This window comes from Arthrobacter sp. ZBG10 (assembly GCF_001238605.1).
In the GTDB taxonomy this organism is placed as follows: Bacteria; Actinomycetota; Actinomycetes; order Actinomycetales; family Micrococcaceae; genus Arthrobacter.
Genome location: NZ_LFQH01000029.1, coordinates 79,716 through 96,016 on the forward strand (window position 1 = coordinate 79,716; position 16,301 = coordinate 96,016).

Annotated in this window: 15 protein-coding genes; all 15 read left to right on the forward strand. The window is 67.8% G+C overall.

Going from position 1 to position 16,301, the window contains the following annotated elements; all coding sequences use genetic code 11:
• Nucleotides 1-36 precede the first annotated feature (36 nt).
• The 15 genes from ACU18_RS07450 (at nucleotide 37) to ACU18_RS07520 (ending at nucleotide 16,243) form a co-directional block, all read left to right on the forward strand.
• Entirely contained in the window at nucleotides 37-1,611 is a 1,575-nt protein-coding gene (locus tag ACU18_RS07450) for an ABC transporter ATP-binding protein (protein ID WP_050684898.1), read from the forward strand.
• Entirely contained in the window at nucleotides 1,604-2,959 is a 1,356-nt protein-coding gene (locus ACU18_RS07455; RefSeq protein WP_050684899.1) for an ABC transporter permease, read from the forward strand. Before ACU18_RS07450 ends, ACU18_RS07455 begins: the two co-directional genes overlap by 8 nt.
• Nucleotides 2,956-4,281, forward strand: a complete 1,326-nt coding sequence (locus ACU18_RS07460; protein WP_050684900.1) for an ABC transporter permease — start codon at nucleotides 2,956-2,958, stop codon at nucleotides 4,279-4,281. Before ACU18_RS07455 ends, ACU18_RS07460 begins: the two co-directional genes overlap by 4 nt.
• Before the next feature lie 5 nt (nucleotides 4,282-4,286).
• Nucleotides 4,287-4,694 (forward strand): cytidine deaminase, encoded by a 408-nt coding sequence (locus ACU18_RS07465; RefSeq protein ID WP_082178228.1) that lies wholly within the window; start codon nucleotides 4,287-4,289, stop codon nucleotides 4,692-4,694.
• Nucleotides 4,691-6,010 (forward strand): thymidine phosphorylase, encoded by a 1,320-nt coding sequence (locus tag ACU18_RS07470; RefSeq protein WP_050684901.1) that lies wholly within the window; start codon nucleotides 4,691-4,693, stop codon nucleotides 6,008-6,010. Before ACU18_RS07465 ends, ACU18_RS07470 begins: the two co-directional genes overlap by 4 nt.
• Before the next feature lie 6 nt (nucleotides 6,011-6,016).
• On the forward strand, nucleotides 6,017-6,646 hold the full coding sequence (locus ACU18_RS07475) for a DedA family protein (RefSeq protein WP_050684902.1): 630 nt from the start codon (nucleotides 6,017-6,019) through the stop codon (nucleotides 6,644-6,646).
• 220 nt (nucleotides 6,647-6,866) lie between these two features.
• The gene (locus ACU18_RS07480) at nucleotides 6,867-7,565 is read left to right on the forward strand and encodes a DedA family protein (protein WP_082178231.1); all 699 of its coding nucleotides are present in this window, start codon (nucleotides 6,867-6,869) and stop codon (nucleotides 7,563-7,565) included.
• Between the two features lie 39 nt (nucleotides 7,566-7,604).
• Nucleotides 7,605-8,741, forward strand: coding sequence for an adenosine deaminase (locus tag ACU18_RS07485; RefSeq protein WP_050684904.1), 1,137 nt, complete (start codon nucleotides 7,605-7,607; stop codon nucleotides 8,739-8,741).
• A 100-nt stretch (nucleotides 8,742-8,841) separates the two neighbouring features.
• The gene (locus ACU18_RS07490; protein WP_050684905.1) at nucleotides 8,842-9,492 is read left to right on the forward strand and encodes a MazG nucleotide pyrophosphohydrolase domain-containing protein; all 651 of its coding nucleotides are present in this window, start codon (nucleotides 8,842-8,844) and stop codon (nucleotides 9,490-9,492) included.
• Nucleotides 9,493-9,610: 118 nt separating this feature from the next.
• Nucleotides 9,611-10,891 carry a phosphopyruvate hydratase gene (gene eno, locus ACU18_RS07495; RefSeq protein ID WP_050684906.1) on the forward strand — a complete coding sequence of 427 codons (1,281 nt, stop codon included), beginning with the start codon at nucleotides 9,611-9,613 and terminating at the stop codon, nucleotides 10,889-10,891.
• Nucleotides 10,892-11,015: 124 nt separating this feature from the next.
• A complete protein-coding gene (locus tag ACU18_RS07500; RefSeq protein ID WP_050684907.1) occupies nucleotides 11,016-11,651 on the forward strand; it encodes an FtsB family cell division protein in 636 nt (211 codons plus the stop codon).
• Nucleotides 11,652-11,677: 26 nt separating this feature from the next.
• Nucleotides 11,678-12,349, forward strand: a complete 672-nt coding sequence (locus tag ACU18_RS07505; protein ID WP_082178229.1) for a DUF501 domain-containing protein — start codon at nucleotides 11,678-11,680, stop codon at nucleotides 12,347-12,349.
• Nucleotides 12,346-13,293 (forward strand): Ppx/GppA phosphatase family protein, encoded by a 948-nt coding sequence (locus ACU18_RS07510; RefSeq protein WP_050684909.1) that lies wholly within the window; start codon nucleotides 12,346-12,348, stop codon nucleotides 13,291-13,293. The genes ACU18_RS07505 and ACU18_RS07510 overlap by 4 nt, the downstream gene beginning before the upstream one ends.
• Nucleotides 13,294-13,295: 2 nt before the next feature.
• On the forward strand, nucleotides 13,296-14,696 hold the full coding sequence (locus tag ACU18_RS07515; protein WP_050684910.1) for a S8 family serine peptidase: 1,401 nt from the start codon (nucleotides 13,296-13,298) through the stop codon (nucleotides 14,694-14,696).
• 59 nt (nucleotides 14,697-14,755) lie between these two features.
• Nucleotides 14,756-16,243: an NAD(P)/FAD-dependent oxidoreductase gene (locus ACU18_RS07520; RefSeq protein WP_050684911.1), complete on the forward strand. Its 1,488-nt coding sequence runs from the start codon at nucleotides 14,756-14,758 to the stop codon at nucleotides 16,241-16,243.
• Nucleotides 16,244-16,301: the final 58 nt, after the last annotated feature.

Genomic DNA, 16,301 nt, shown 5'->3' on the forward strand with positions numbered 1-16,301 from the left:
GGTCGATCACCGGACGCTTCGAGATTGGTCAGAGTTTTGAAACTTGAACTCAGAGGGATCACCAAACGCTTCGGCACCCTGATTGCCAACGACCACATCGACGTGGTGGTTGAGTCCGGTCAGATCCACTGTCTGCTCGGCGAAAACGGTGCCGGCAAATCCACCCTGATGAACGTCCTGTACGGGCTCTACGAGCCCAGCGAAGGCGAGATCCTCGTCGACGACAAACCCGTCTCCTTCCGCGGCCCGGGTGATGCCATGGCTGCGGGCATCGGCATGGTGCACCAGCACTTTATGCTGGTGCCCGTCTTCACCGTTGCCGAAAACGTGGCCCTGGGTGCCGAGCCCACCAAGGCGGCCGGCTTCCTGAACCTGGACGAAACCCGGCGCAGGATCCGGGAAATCTCGGACCAGTACGGTTTCGACGTGGACCCGGACGCCCTGGTGGAAGACCTGCCCGTCGGCGTCCAGCAGCGGGTGGAAATCATCAAGGCCCTGGTACGCAACGCCAGCGTCCTGATCCTCGATGAGCCCACTGCCGTCCTGACACCACAGGAAACGGACGAACTCCTGGACATCATGCGCCAGCTCAAGGCCGGCGGCACCTCCATCGTCTTCATCAGCCACAAGCTGCGCGAAGTGAAGGCCGTCTCCGATACCATCACCGTGATCCGGCGCGGAAAAGTGGTGGGCACAGCGGATCCCGCAGCCTCCACCACCGAACTCGCCTCCATGATGGTGGGACGTGCGGTGAGCCTGACCCTGGACAAGGAGCCGGCCACACCGCAGGAAACCACTTTCGAGGTCCGGGACCTGACGGTGATCGCCCCCAACGGCCAGCACATGGTGGACGGGCTCAGCTTCGACATCGCCCGCGGCGAGATCCTCGCCGTCGCCGGAGTCCAGGGCAACGGCCAGACCGAACTGACCGAGGCAATCCTGGGCCTGCAGGACAGGGTTGCGGGATCCGTCACCCTTGACGGCAAGGAACTCCTGGGCCGGTCCGTGAAGGACGTCCTCGGCGCCGGCGTCGGGTTTGTCCCGGAGGACCGCAAAGTGGACGGCCTCGTCGGTACCTTCTCCGTGGCGGAAAACCTGGTCCTCGACCTTTACGACAAGCCCCCCTTCGCCAAGGGCATCAGCATGAGCCCGGCAAAGATCCTGGAAAACGCCAAGGCACGGATCGGCGAATTCGACGTCCGCACCCCCTCCGCCGCTGCCGCCGCCGGCACCCTTTCCGGCGGCAACCAGCAGAAAGTGGTGATGGCCCGGGAGCTGTCCCGGCCGCTGCGGCTCTTCATCGCCTCCCAGCCCACCCGCGGCGTGGACGTGGGCTCCATCGAATTCCTGCACCGCCGCATCGTGGCCGAACGGGACCAGGGCACCCCGGTGATGATCGTCTCCACCGAGCTGGACGAGGTGATGGAACTCGCCGACCGTATCGCGGTGCTCTACAAGGGCAAGCTGGTGGGCATCGTCCCGGCCGGCACCGGCAGGGACGTCCTTGGCCTCATGATGGCAGGCATCGCCCCCGGCGAACACACCGCCGGCCCGTCCACGGGCACCCAGCCCGCCGCCACCGCCGACACCGAGGGAGGCGACCATGCCTGAGAATCCCAAACCCCAACACGCAGCCGGCGAAACGCCGGAAACCGCTCCGGAGCAGACCGCAGCCGCGGCCGCCGTGGACACCGCCGGCGGTGCCATGGAACCGTCTGCAGTCCCCGCCACCGCCCAAAGCGGGCAGCTTCCCGGCGGCCCGGACACCGTGCTCCGGAAAATCTTCACCGGCAGCGGGATGGTCTCCGTCCTGGCCGTCCTCCTGGCACTGGTCATTGGCGGCCTGTTGATCGCCAGCACCGACAAACAGGTCGCCGCCACGTCGACGTACCTGTTCGCCCGGCCCGCCGACTTCCTGGCTGCGGTATGGAACGCGGCCACCCGGTCCTACATCGCACTGTTCCAGGGCTCGGTGTTCAACCCGCGCGGTAACACCGCCGCAGCCCAGTTCGCGCCGTTTACCGAAACCCTGACCATCGCCACGCCGCTCATCACGGCGGGCCTGGGCGTGGCCCTGGCCTTCCGGGCCGGGCTGTTCAACATCGGCGCGCAGGGCCAGATCATCATGGCCGGCATCCTGGCCGCCTGGGTGGGTTTCGCCCTGGACCTGCCGCTGGGCCTGCACCTGCTGCTGGTCCTTGTGGCAGGCATCATCGGCGGCGCGGTGTGGGGCGGACTGGTGGGCCTGCTCAAGGCCCGCACCGGCGCACATGAGGTGATCCTCACCATCATGTTCAACTACATCGCCCTGTACTTCCTGCGCTACCTGCTGAACACCCCCGCGTTCCAGCGGCCGGGGGAGACCAACCCCATCTCACCCATCCTCGAAGCCAGCGCCGTGTACCCGCAGATCCTGGGCGGCCAGTTCCGCCTCCACCTGGGCTTTGTCCTGGCCATCGCCGCCACCGTCCTGGTGTGGTGGCTCCTCAACCGCTCCACCGTGGGCTTTGAGTTCCGGGCCGTGGGCGCCAACCCCAAGGCTGCCCAGACCGCCGGCATAAACGTCTCCCGCGCCACCATCCTGGTGATGGCCATCGCCGGTGGCCTCGCCGGCCTCTCCGGCGTGGCCCAGGTGGCCGGCACCGAGAAGGTCCTCACCGACGGCGTCGCCGCCACCTACGGGTTCGACGCCATCACCGTGGCGCTGCTGGGGCGCTCGACGCCGTGGGGAACCTTCGCGGCCGGCCTGCTGTTCGGCGCCTTCCGCGCCGGGGCCGTCCAGATGCAGATCCAGACCGGCACCCCTATTGACATCGTCCTGGTGGTCCAGTCCCTGATCGTCCTCTTCATCGCGGCACCGCCCCTGGTCCGCGCCGTCTTCGGACTGAACCCGCGGCGGAAGAAACCCGCCCGCGCCGCCAAGTCCCGCCGCGCAGCCACCACCGGAGGTGCCGCATGAGCACAACAGTTTCCTCACCCAACCCGGGTACCCCGCGGCCGGTAAACGCCGGACCGGGGGAGCGGGCAGCCGCGGTCTCCGCCAAACCCGTGGGCTGGCGCACGCCCGTCATCCTCGCCGCCTTCGCCCTGATCGCCCTGGTGTTTTTCGGGCTCATGGGTCCCAACCAAACGGCCAGCTTCGGCATCTCCACGGGCAGCGACTTCTTCCAGCTGCCGGCATTGGAGATCAACGCCTTCGCCGGCGGGCTGGTGCTGTCCATTGTGCTGCTGGCCCTGGCCGGCTATGCCGTCTACCTCAAGACCCAGGACCGGCCTTCCCCCGGCTGGCTCAACGTGGCCTTTATTGTCCTTTTCGTCGCAGCCTTCCTGATCTGGGTGGTGGGCGGTGCCCGCACCCCGGCCATCTCCCTGGCCGGCCTCATCGCCGGTTCCGTGACGCTGGCCGTGCCCCTGGTCTTCGGTTCCCTTTCCGGCGTGCTGTGTGAACGGGTGGGTGTGGTTAACATCGCCATCGAAGGCCAGCTGCTGGGCGGCGCCTTCACCGCCGCCATCGTGGCCACCATCACCCAGAACCCGTTCATCGGGCTCATCGCCGCGGCTGCCGCCGGCGCCGTGGTGTCCATGGTGCTCGCCGTCTTCAGCATCAAGTACGTGGTCAACCAGATCATCGTGGGTGTGGTGCTGAACGTCCTGGTCTCCGGCGTCACCGGCTTCCTGTTCAGCACCGTCATGCAGGCCAACAAGGCACAGTTCAACTCCCCGCCGGGACTGGACATCATCGAAATTCCGCTGCTGTCCGGCATCCCGATCATCGGGCCCATCCTGTTCCGCCAGTCCCTGGTGGGCTACCTGATGTATGCCGCCGTCCTGGTGGTGTGGGTGGGCCTGTTCAAGACCCGCTGGGGCCTGCGCGTCCGGGCCGTGGGCGAGCACCCGCAGGCCGCCGACACCCTGGGCATCAACGTCAACGCCACCCGGTTCTGGAACGTCACCCTCGGCGGTGCCGTGGCAGGCATCGGCGGCTCGTTCTTCACCCTGGTGGCCATCGACAGCTTCACCAAGGAAATCTCCGGCGGACGCGGCTTCATCGCCCTGGCCGCGCTGATCTTCGGCCGCTGGAACCCCATCGGGGCGTTCTTCGCAGCGCTGCTGTTCGGCTTCGCCGACAACCTGCAAAGCATCGTGACCATCATCGGCACCCCGGTGCCGAGCCAGTTCATGGCCATGCTGCCCTACCTGGTCACCGTCCTCGCCGTCGCCGGCCTGGTGGGCAAATCCAGGGGGCCGGCGGCCAGCGGCATCCCGTACGTTAAGGGTTGACGGCCGTGGACAACGGAACGGCGGTGGACTGGGCCGCCCTGGAACAGGCAGCGGTGGCGGCCATGGGCAACGCCTACGCCCCGTATTCGAAGTTCCCGGTGGGCGCCGCGGCGCTCACCGCGGACGGCCGGATTGTCAGCGGCTGCAACGTGGAGAACGCCAGCTACGGCCTGACCCTCTGCGCCGAGTGCGCGCTGGTGGGCAACCTGCACATGAGCGGCGGCGGCCGGCTCCGGGCGTTCTATTGCGTGGACGGCGCCGGCAACGTGCTGATGCCCTGCGGCCGCTGCCGGCAGCTGCTCTATGAGTTCCGGGCCCCGGACATGGAGCTTATGACCACCCACGGCATCAAAACCATGGACCAGGTGCTGCCAGACGCCTTCGGTCCCGAACACCTGGAGGAAACCCGGTGACAGCGAACCGTACATCCGAAGCTTTCGACGCCGTTGACATCATCCGCGTCAAACGGGACAAAGGGACCCTGAGTCCCGAACAGATCGACTGGACCATCGACGCCTATACCCGGGGCGCCATCGCCGATGAGCAGATGGCCGCCTTGAACATGGCCATCCTGCTCAACGGCATGGACCGGACCGAAATTGCCCGCTGGACGGCGGCCATGATCGCCTCCGGCGAGCGGATGGACTTCTCCAGCCTCCGGCGGCCCGACGGCGGCCTGAAGTACACCACCGACAAGCACTCCACCGGCGGTGTGGGGGACAAGATCACCCTTCCGCTGGCACCACTGGTGGCCGTTTTCGGCGTGGCTGTCCCGCAGCTCTCCGGCCGCGGCCTGGGACACACCGGCGGCACCCTGGACAAGCTGGAGGCGATTCCGGGTTGGCGGGCGGACCTGAGCAACGCGGAGATGCTGGCCCAGCTGCAGGATGTGGGGGCCGTGATCTGCGCTGCGGGCGCCGGCCTGGCCCCTGCCGACAAAAAGCTGTATGCCCTGCGGGACGTGACGGGTACCGTGGAGGCGATTCCGCTGATCGCCTCCTCGATCATGAGCAAAAAAATCGCCGAGGGCACCGGGTCCCTGGTCCTGGACGTCAAGGTGGGCAGCGGCGCGTTTATGAAGGACGAGGCCACCGCCCGCGAACTCGCCGAGACCATGGTGGCGCTGGGCAAGGACGCCGGAGTCAACACGGTGGCCCTGCTCACCAACATGAACACCCCGCTGGGGCTGACCGCCGGCAACGCCATCGAGGTGGCCGAGTCCGTGGAGGTGCTGGCCGGCGGCGGCCCCGCCGACGTGGTGGAGCTGACGGTCCGCCTGGCGGAGGAAATGCTGGCCTGCGCCGGCGTCCACAACGCCGACCCGGCGGCCGCACTCAAGGACGGCCGGGCCATGGACGTGTGGAACCGGATGATCCGGGCCCAGGGCGGCGATCCCGCCGCCAGGCTGCCGGAAGCCAGGGAGTCCGATGTCATCTACGCCCCCGCAGACGGTGTGCTGGTGGAACTGGATGCCCTGTCCGTCGGCGTCGCTGCCTGGCGCCTCGGTGCCGGCCGCGCCCGCAAGGAGGACGTGGTCCAGGCCGGAGCCGGGGTGCGGCTGCACGCCAAACCCGGCGCCCTGGTGCGTGCGGGGGAGCCGCTGATGACGTTGCTCACCGACACTCCGGAACGGTTTGCCCGGGCAAAGGAAGCACTGGAACACGCGGTGGTCATCGCCCCGGAGGGCTCCCGGCCCGCGCAGCAGCTGATCATCGACCGCATCGCGTAGGGACCCATGCAGGCCATCAACGATTTCATCCTCGCCGCCGCCGGACAACCGTGGGTCCTGGTGCTGGTCCTGGCGTGCTGCATCATCGATGGTTTCTTCCCGCCCATCCCCAGCGAGTCCGTGGTGGTGGGCCTGGCCGCGGTGGCTGCCACCGCGGACGTGCCCAACCCCTGGCTCCTGGTCCTGGTGGCGGGCCTCGGGGCGTTTGCGGGGGACAATATCGCCTACTTGCTGGGGCGGAAGGTGGGCGTGCAGCGCTGGGCCTGGATGCGCGGACCCCGCATGCAGAACGCGTTCCGGTGGGCCGGCCGTGAGCTTCGCAAACGCCCGGCCTCGCTGGTGCTGGTGGCCAGGTTTGTCCCCATCGGCAGGGTTGCCGTGAACCTCACCGCCGGAGCCACCCACTACCACCACCTGCGGTTCGTGGGCCTGACCGCGCTGTCGGCCACGCTGTGGGCCGGCTACTCCGTGGGCATCGGCCTGTTTTTTGGCCAGTGGTTCGAGGACAACCACCTGCTGGGGGCGGCCATCGCAATCGTCTGCGCCGTGGCCCTGGGTGTGGTGGTGGACCTGGTGATCAACAAGGTCCGGCGCAAGGCCCCCATGGTGGAACGGATGCGCGAACCGGAGGCGTAGGCTCCGCGCGGATCAGCCCCTGGGTGGAGGAGTTCGGACCCCGGATATCACCCGCTGGGACGACGCTGCCGCGGGGCAGGCCGGGATACCGTTGGAACAGGTGTTCCGGGGCCGGGGCGTAGCGAACGACGTCCCGGCCGTGGGACACTTATTGCGATTTCTGCCGACGTTTTCGGCGACTGTCCCTGAGGAGCAAGTCCGCGTGGATTTCCTGAACCAAATGCTCGAGTCAGCAGCCGAGCAGCCGTGGATTTATCCTGTGCTCCTGGTCTTCTTTTTTGTTGACGGCTTCGCCACCATCCTGCCCAGCGAAACCGCCATTGTTGGCCTTTCGGCGCTGTCGCTCCACACCGGGCAGCCCAACCTGTGGATCCTTGGGGCCACGGCCCTCGTGGGCGCCATGGCCGGGGACAACATGGCGTACATGCTGGGCAAAAAGATCGGCCTGGACCGCTGGAGATGGATGCGCCGGCCCAAGGTGAAAAAGATGTTTGGCTGGGCCCGGTATGAGCTGGATAAACGCGGCGCCGTGCTGATCTTCACCGCCCGCTACATTCCCTGGGGCCGGGTGGCAGTGAACTATGTGGCGGGACAGACAGGTTTCCGGCACCGCACCTTCTTCTGGCTCGATGCCTTCGCCTGCGTCACCTGGGTGGGCTACTCGATCGGCATCGGGCTGCTCGCGGGCCAGTGGGTCCACCACAACCCGCTCCTCGGCGTTGGCATCGCCGTGGTCTTCGCCGTCCTGCTGGGCATCGTGATCGACCACGTGCTCCGCTGGTGGCACAAGCACCTGGCCCGCAACGACGCCCACGGTGCCGACGCTGGAACCGATGGCCGCGGCGGCGGCGCCCCGGAGTCCGCCGGCGGATCCACTGGCATCCTGGCACCCACCCCGGGGGACGGCGCGGCCAAGTAGCGGCTGGCTTTGCATCTCCGGCCACCCTATGGTTGGAACGTGACTGAGCCTATTCTTGACGCTGCCCCTGCCCTCGATTTTGATCTGAAGAGCCTGCCCAAGGTTTCCCTGCATGACCACCTGGACGGAGGACTCCGTCCGGCCACCATCATCGAGCTGGCGCAGGCCGCCGGCCACACCCTTCCTTCCACCGATCCTGTGGCCCTGGGTGAGTGGTTCCGCGAGTCGGCCGACTCCGGCTCCCTGGTCCGCTACCTGGAAACGTTCGACCACACGGTGGCCGTGATGCAGACCGCCGAAGGCCTGTTCCGGGTCGCCAAGGAATTCGTCGAAGACCTCGCGGACGACGGTGTGGTGTACGGCGAAGTCCGCTGGGCCCCCGAACAGCACCTGCAGCAGGGACTGTCCCTGGACGAAGCAGTGGAAGCCGTCCAGGAAGGCCTGGAAGCCGGCGTCGAAGCAGTCAGCGAAACGGGCCGGGAGATCCAGGTAGGCCAGCTGATCACCGCGATGCGCCACGCTGACCGCGGCCAGGAGATCGCCGAGCTCGCCGTCAGGCACCGCAACCAGGGCGCCGTGGGCTTCGACATCGCCGGCGCCGAGGACGGCTTCCTGCCCGCACGCTTCAAGGACGCCTTCACCTACCTTGCCCAGCACAACTTCCCCGCCACCGTGCACGCCGGCGAAGCCGCCGGCCTGGAGAGCATCCAGTCGGCACTGGTGGACGGCCGGGCCCTCCGGCTGGGCCACGGCGTGCGGATCGCCGAAGACATCACCGTGGAATTCGACGAGGACGACGACGCCGGGGACACCATCGGAATGGTGACCCTGGGCGACCTCTCCAGCTGGGTCCGCGACCGCGGCATCGCCCTGGAAATCTGCCCGTCCTCCAACCTCCAGACCGGCGCCATCTCCGGCTTCGGCGAGGGCATCGAGAGCCACCCGCTGGACATGCTGTACCAGCTGGGCTTCAACGTCACCATCAACACCGACAACCGGCTTATGAGCGGCGTTACGCTCACCGACGAGTTCGACCTCCTGGTGGAGACGTTCGACTACGACCTCGATGACCTGCTGGAACTGACGCTCAACGCGGCCGAGGCCTCCTTCCTGCCCCTCGAGGAGAAGGAAGCGCTGGTGGAGTACATCAACGACGCCTACGCCAACCTTGGCTGACCAGCACGCTGCAACGCCCGGCGGCTCCCCTGCGGGGGAGCCGCTGGCTGGGCACGAATTAGTCGGGATAATCGCCGCGCTTCGGGAGCACTGCCCCTGGATGGGCGCCCTGACGCACGCCTCCCTGGTGGAATACCTCCTCGAGGAGGCGTACGAACTCGCCGAGACCATCGAGGCGGGTACCCCGGCAGATTCGGGCCAGGTCGCGGAACGCGCGGCCCAGGCCGCGGGGATTGACGACGCCGAACTCTGCGGTGAACTGGGCGACGTCCTTTTGCAGGTGGTCCTGCATGCCCGGCTCGCGGAGGAGCGCGGCGCTTTTGCGTTCGACGACGTGACTCGCGGCCTGGCTGCCAAAATGGTCCGCCGCAACCCGCACGTGTTCCGTCCCGACGGTTCGCTGCAGGACAGTTTCCCGGCCTCGATCGAGGAAATCGTCCAGACCTGGGACGCCGTAAAACGCACCGAACGGCCCGGCCGGGCCAGCCCGTTCGAGGGCATCCCGCAGGCCCTTCCCGCCCTGGCGAGGGCGCAGAAGTCCCTGGACCGCGCGGCCCGCGCCGGACTCGCGCTGCCGCCGGCGGGGCCTGCCCCGCAGACGGAGGACGAGCTCGGGGACCTGCTGTTCGGCGTCGTCCGTTCCGCCGCCGCCGGTGGCCTGGACGCCGAACGCGCCCTGCGCGGTGCCATCAGGCGCTACCAGCAACAGGACGCCCCGGAACCCCGGCCCGCCGCCACACCCCTGCCGTGACGTCCGGGGGCTGGATAGGTTTCCGTAACCTGGGCCACTCTGGACTACGCTTGTCCGTGACGAGGACGTCAACATTTTCTGCAACATCCCCCGTTAATCGCCCATAAGGAGCAAATTCATGGCGCTTATCGATGCCATCCACGCCCGCGAAATCCTCGATTCCCGCGGCAACCCGACAGTAGAAGTTGAAGTCCTGCTCTCCGACGGCCAGATCGGCCGCGCAGCAGTTCCTTCCGGCGCCTCCACCGGCGAGCACGAAGCCGTTGAACTGCGTGACGGCGACAAGGGCCGTTACCTTGGCAAGGGCGTCCAGAAGGCCGTCGACGCCATCATCGACCAGATCGCCCCGGCCCTGACCGGCTTCGACGCCACCGACCAGCGCAGCATCGACCAGGCCATGCTGGACCTGGACGGCACCCCCAACAAGGGCAAGCTCGGCGCCAACGCCATCCTGGGCGTCTCCCTGGCCGTGGCCAACTCCGCCGCAGCCTCCGCTGACCTGCCGCTCTACAAGTACCTGGGCGGCCCCAACGCCCACGTCCTGCCCGTCCCGCTGATGAACATCCTCAACGGTGGCTCACACGCCGACTCCGACGTCGACATCCAGGAATTTATGGTTGTCCCGCTCGGCGCCGAGACCTTCTCCGAAGGCCTCCGCTGGGGCGTTGAGGTCTACCACGCCCTCAAGTCCGTCCTGAAGGAAAAGGGCCTGGCCACCGGCCTGGGCGACGAGGGCGGCTTCGCGCCGAACCTGCCGTCCAACCGCGCCGCCCTGGACCTGATCCAGGAAGCAATCCAGAACGCCGGCTACACCCCGGGCAAGGACATCGCCCTGGCCCTCGACGTGGCCTCCTCCGAGTTCTTCATCGACGGCGCCTACCAGTTCGAAGGCAAGGCCCTGACCTCCGCCGAGATGAGCGCCTACTACGCCGAGCTCGTGGCCGACTACCCGCTGGTATCCATCGAAGACCCGCTGGACGAGAACGACTGGGACGGCTGGAAGACCCTCACCGACGCCATCGGCGACAAGGTCCAGCTGGTGGGCGATGACCTGTTCGTCACCAACCCCGCCATCCTGCAGCGCGGCATCGACACCGGCACCGCCAACTCGCTGCTGGTCAAGGTCAACCAGATCGGTTCCCTGACCGAAACGCTGGACGCCGTCAGCCTGGCCCAGCGCGCCGGTTACACCACCATCACCTCGCACCGCTCCGGTGAGACCGAGGACACCACCATCGCCGACATCGCGGTGGCCACCAACGCCGGCCAGATCAAGACCGGTGCCCCGGCACGGTCCGAGCGGGTTGCCAAGTACAACCAGCTGCTTCGCATCGAAGAGGAACTCGACGACGCCGCACGCTACGCCGGCCGCAGCGCGTTCCCGCGTTTCAAAGGCTAGTAGCCGCGTAAACCAATAACCGGTGGCTATGGTTGAAAGACCATAGCCACCGTTGTTGTTTCAGCAGCACCCGTCCCAGCCCAGCCAGCGGCGGCCCCGGCAGGCTGCGCGTTCCAGGAGTGTCATGGCCACCCGCCGTCCAAAAGTTCCCAAGGTCACCCCCTCCCGCCCAGCCCCGGAAACCTCCGACGGCGCAGACAACACCGCGTCCGGCACCCGGCCCGCGCAGGCCGCCACTAAAGCACCGGCCGGCAGCAGCAAGATACAGCCCGGCAGGCCCGGCCTCGCGGGTAAGACGCCGGGCAGTAAAGCTCCGGCAAGCAGCCGCGCAGCCGCCGCCACATCAGCAGACCGGGACGCGGACCACCAGCCAGTCCCGGCCAAAGCGTTCTCCGGCAGGATGCTGGCCCTGGCCGTGGTGATGGTGGCCATCACCATCCTCCTCGCGCCAACGGTGAAGATCTTCTTCGATAAAAAAGCCGAACTGGATGCCCTGAACGCCGACATCGCCGCACGTCAGGCCGAAGGAAAAGCGCTGCGCCAGCAGGTCTCACGCTGGCAGGACCCCAACTACGTGAAGCAGCAGGCCCGCGACCGCATTAACATGGTTATGCCGGGCGAAACCGGCTACTGGGTGTTCGGCGGCGATGAGCCGGCCGGCGAAAGCAGCAGCGAACCCGGTGCAGCAACACCAGACCCCGCCGATCTGCCGTGGGTGGATTCCCTGTGGGAGTCCATCACGCGCGCGGCCACAGACTGAACCGCAACAGGAAGGACGGCCCGCGCATGGAACACCACACGGCAGCCGCCCGGGATGAAACCCGCCAACCATCAGCCCACGACCTTGACGTACTGAGCAGGCAATTGGGCCGCCCCGTCCGCGATGTTGTGGAAATTCCTGCCCGCTGCGTCTGCGGCAACCCGCTGGTGGCCGCCACGGCACCGCGGCTGGGCAACGGGACCCCTTTCCCCACCACCTTTTACCTCACCCACCCGGTGATCACATCCGCCGTGTCGCGCCTCGAAGCCAACGGCGTGATGAACGACATGAACGAACTCCTCGCCGCAGATCCGGGACTGGCCAGCGCCTACCGGGGCGCGCACGAACAGTACCTGGCGGCCCGTGACGCCATCGGCCAGCGGTCCGGCATCGGCCCCGTCCCGGAGATCGACGGAATCTCTGCCGGCGGCATGCCCACCCGCGTCAAATGCCTCCACGTCCTGGTGGGTCACTCGCTGGCCGCCGGTCCCGGAACCAATCCGCTGGGCGACGCCGCACTGGAACAGATCGCCGAATGGTGGACTGTTGAGAGGTGCTACTGCGACGGCGCCTGGGACACCTCCGGCCTGGCACCTTCGAAGGACCTGAGCCGGCACGGTCCGCAGGGTTTGCCGGACATCGTTGGCCGACCGGCGCCCATCCGGAAGACAGCGCAGCAGCCGGGGGAGACCGCATGAGCCGCGTTGCTGCCATTGACTGCGGCACCAACTCCATCCGGCTCCTCATCGCCGACATCGACCGGACCAACGGCACCACCACCCTGACCGACGTGGTGCGCGAGATGCGGGTGGTCCGGCTCGGTGAAGGCGTCGATGCCACCGGCGAACTGTCACAGGCCGCCCTGGACCGTACTTTTGCCGCCACCGCCGACTATGCCCGGCTGATTGCCGGGCACGGTCCCGCCGCTGTCCGGTTTGTTGCCACCTCGGCCAGCCGGGACGCCAGCAACAGGGACGTCTTTGTGGCCGGCATCAGGGACCTGCTGGGCGTCGAACCCGAAGTCATTTCCGGCGACGAGGAAGCTGCCCTGTCCTTCGCCGGGGCCAGCAGCGTGCTGCCCGTCCTCGACGGCCAGGAAGTCCTGGTGGTGGACCTGGGCGGCGGCAGCACCGAATTCGTCCTGGGCACCGCAGCCGGCGTGACGGCTGCCAAGTCGGTGGACATCGGCTGCGTCCGCCTCACCGAACGCCACCTGCGCGCCGACCCGCCCACCGCCGGCCAGATCGCCGCCGCCCAGGCCGACGTGGACAACGCAATCGCCCTCGCGGGCCGGTACGTTCCGCTGGAACGCGCCACCGCCGTCGTGGGCGTTGCCGGGTCAGTGACCACCATCACCGCCCATGCCCTCCGCCTGGACGAATACTCGCCGGACGCCATCCACGGGGCGGAACTGCCCCTGGCCACCGTCCGCAGCGCCGCCGGCGACCTGCTGCAGCTCACCCGCGCCGAACGCGCCGCGCTGCCCTACATGCACCCGGGCCGCGTGGACGTGATCGGCGCCGGGGGACTGGTGTGGGCGCGGATCCTGGAACGCGTGGCTGAGCTGAGCGGCGGCCGGATCACCACCGCCACTGCCAGCGAGCACGATATCCTCGACGGCATTGCGCTGAGCATCGGCTGAGCATGCATTCATCTTTGCTCCGGGCGGGCGCCCCGCTCCGAAAAGCCACGTCCGCTGTCCTCGCCGTAGGCCTCGCGGCCTGCTTCCTCTGCGCCGGACTGGCCACCGCCGGGCCTGCCCGGGCCGACGACTGGCGCGACAAGCAATTTTGGCTCGCCGAATCGGGCATCACCAAGGCTTGGGAGGTTTCCAAAGGCGCCGGCGTCAAGATCGCGGTGATCGACAGCGGCATCGACGGCCAGCACCCGGACCTTAAGGGTGCGCTGGCGGGCGGGTATGACGCGTCCGGATCCGGCGCCGCCAACGGGCAGAAGAGCGTCGGCGCCAAACCGGAGCATGGCACCCTGGTGGCCACCATGCTGGCAGGCCGCGGCCACCAGCCGCCGGTGGACCCCAGCGCCAGCCCCAGCCCGTCACCCAGTCCCACCCCGGCGAACCCTGCCCCGGACGGGATCATCGGCGTGGCCCCCGAAGCCCAGATCCTGTCCGTTTCCACCTGGCTGGGATCCGCCAACCCCTCGGGTAAGAGCGACCAGGACCAGATCCCCGAAGCCGTCCGCTGGGCGGTGGACAACGGCGCCAAGGTCATCAACATCTCCCTGGGCAGCACCACCCCGCAGTGGCCCCAGAGCTGGGACGCGGCGTTCCTCTACGCCGAACAAAAGGACGTGGTGATCGTGGCGGCCGCCGGTAACCGCGTGGGCGGCAACACCCAGGTGGGTGCGCCTGCCACGATCCCCGGCATCCTCACAGTTGCCGGGCTGGACCGGGACGGCGTGGCCAGCGTGGATGCCTCCTCCCAGGGCATCAGCATCGGCGTGGCAGCCCCGGCCGAGGACCTGCTGGGCGGCCTGCCCGGGGGCGGCTACACCGAATGGGCCGGCACGTCCGGCTCCACACCGATCGTGGCCGGCGTTGCTGCCCTGATCCGCTCCAAGTGGCCCGCCATGACCGCCAAGCAGGTCATCAACCGCATCATCACCACGGCCAGGGATGCAGGCGCGCCCGGCAAGGACCCGCTGTACGGCTACGGCATCCTTAACGCGGAGGCTGCGCTGACGGACACGGTTCCGGAAGCCAGCAGCAACCCGCTGGGCTCCATCGCCGAATGGATCAGGGTCCACCGGCGCGGGATCCCCGCCACCCCGGCCCCTGTGGCCACCGCGGAGGTGCCCAGCGCGGCACCCACGCTGCCCGAAGCGAAAGTACCCGCAGCCGTGGCGCCCTCGCAGCGGGACACCGCCATTGGCGCCGCCGTCGTGATCGGGTTTGCCCTGCTCATTGTGTTCATCATTGCTGCCGCCGTCATCCAACTGCGCAGGACGGCCAGGAATCCCGCCCTGCTGCGGGAGGAACCTGACACGGGCACCATGGAACGGGTTGATTCGGGCCGGAAAACGTAGCATTTCCGGCGGACAACGTAGTTAGTGAAGATTTTCACAAACTGCTGTATCCTTAAATCATGGCAACCACCACAGAGCTCCAGGACCGTCCCAGGGTACTCGTCGTCGGCGGCGGGTACGTCGGCCTGTACGTAGCACTCAAACTGCAGAAGAAGATCGCGAATGCCGGTGGCATCGTCACCCTCGTGGATCCACTGCCCTACATGACTTACCAGCCCTTCCTCCCCGAGGTGGCCGGCGGCAACATCGAGGCGCGCCACGCAGTGGTCTCCCACCGCCAGCACCTCAAGCAGACCGAGCTCATCCAGGGCCGCGTCACGTCGATCGACCACGCGAACCGCACCGCTGTTGTGGCTCCGGCCGACGGCGGAGCCAACATCGAGGTCCCGTACTTCGATGTTGTCCTCGCGGCAGGTGCCATCACGCGCACCTTCCCCATCAAGGGCCTCGCGGACAAGGGCATCGGCCTGAAGACCATCGAGGAAGCCGTTGCCCTGCGCAACAAGCTCCTGGAGCGCATTGAAGTTGCCTCCACCATGACGGACCCGGCCGAACGCGCCCGCGCCCTCACCTTCGTGGTGGTGGGTGGCGGATTCGCCGGCATCGAGTGCATCACCGAGATGGAGGACCTGGCCCGCGCCGCGGTCCGCAACAACCCCCGCGTCAAGCAGGAGGAAATCCGCTTTGTGCTGGTTGAAGCCATGGGCCGCATCATGCCCGAGGTCACGGCCAGCCAGGCCGAATGGGTGGTGGAGCACCTCCGCAGCCGCGGCATCGAGGTCCTGCTGAACACCTCCCTGGACAACGCCGAAGGCAGCCTCAAGCTGATCAACCTGCCGGACAAGTCCCTGGCCCAGGATTTCGAAGCCGACACCCTGGTGTGGACTGCAGGCGTGCAGGCCAACCCGATGGTCCGCTCCACGGACTTCCCGCTGGAGCCCCGCGGCCGTGTCCGCGTCCTGCCGGACCTGCGGATCGGCGGCGACGAAGGCATTGTTGACAACGCCTGGGCCGCCGGCGACATCGCCGCTGTACCGGACCTCACCGGCAAGGGCCTGCCCGACGGCACCTGCGTCCCCAACGCCCAGCACGCCCTTCGCCAGGCCAAGCGCCTCGCCAAGAACCTGTGGGCCTCCCGCTGGGACAAGCAGCTCAAGGACTACAAGCACAAGAACCTCGGTGCTGTGGCCGGCTTCGGCGAGTGGAAGGGCGTTGCCAACATCAACCTCCTGGGCCGCATCGGCCTGAAGGGCCCGCTGGCCTGGCTCGCACACCGCGGCTACCACGGCATGGCGATGCCCACGTTCGAGCGCAAGTTCCGCGTGGTCCTCAACTGGGTCATCGCGTTCTTCGCCGGGCGCGACACCACCCAGCTGCTGGACCTGGACAACCCCCGCGGCGCCTTTGTGGCAGCAGCCACCCCGGCACCCAAGCCTGCGGCCGCAGCTGCACCCGCCGCTGACGCCACCCCCGTGGCCGGCGCCCCGGGTTCCGCGGAAAAGACCAAGGTTGACCCCAAGGAAGCTGTCACGGCGAACGCCAAATAGCGCCACGGCTTTCCCATAACGCACGACGGCGGCTGTTCCTTGAGTTCTAGCGGTCGTT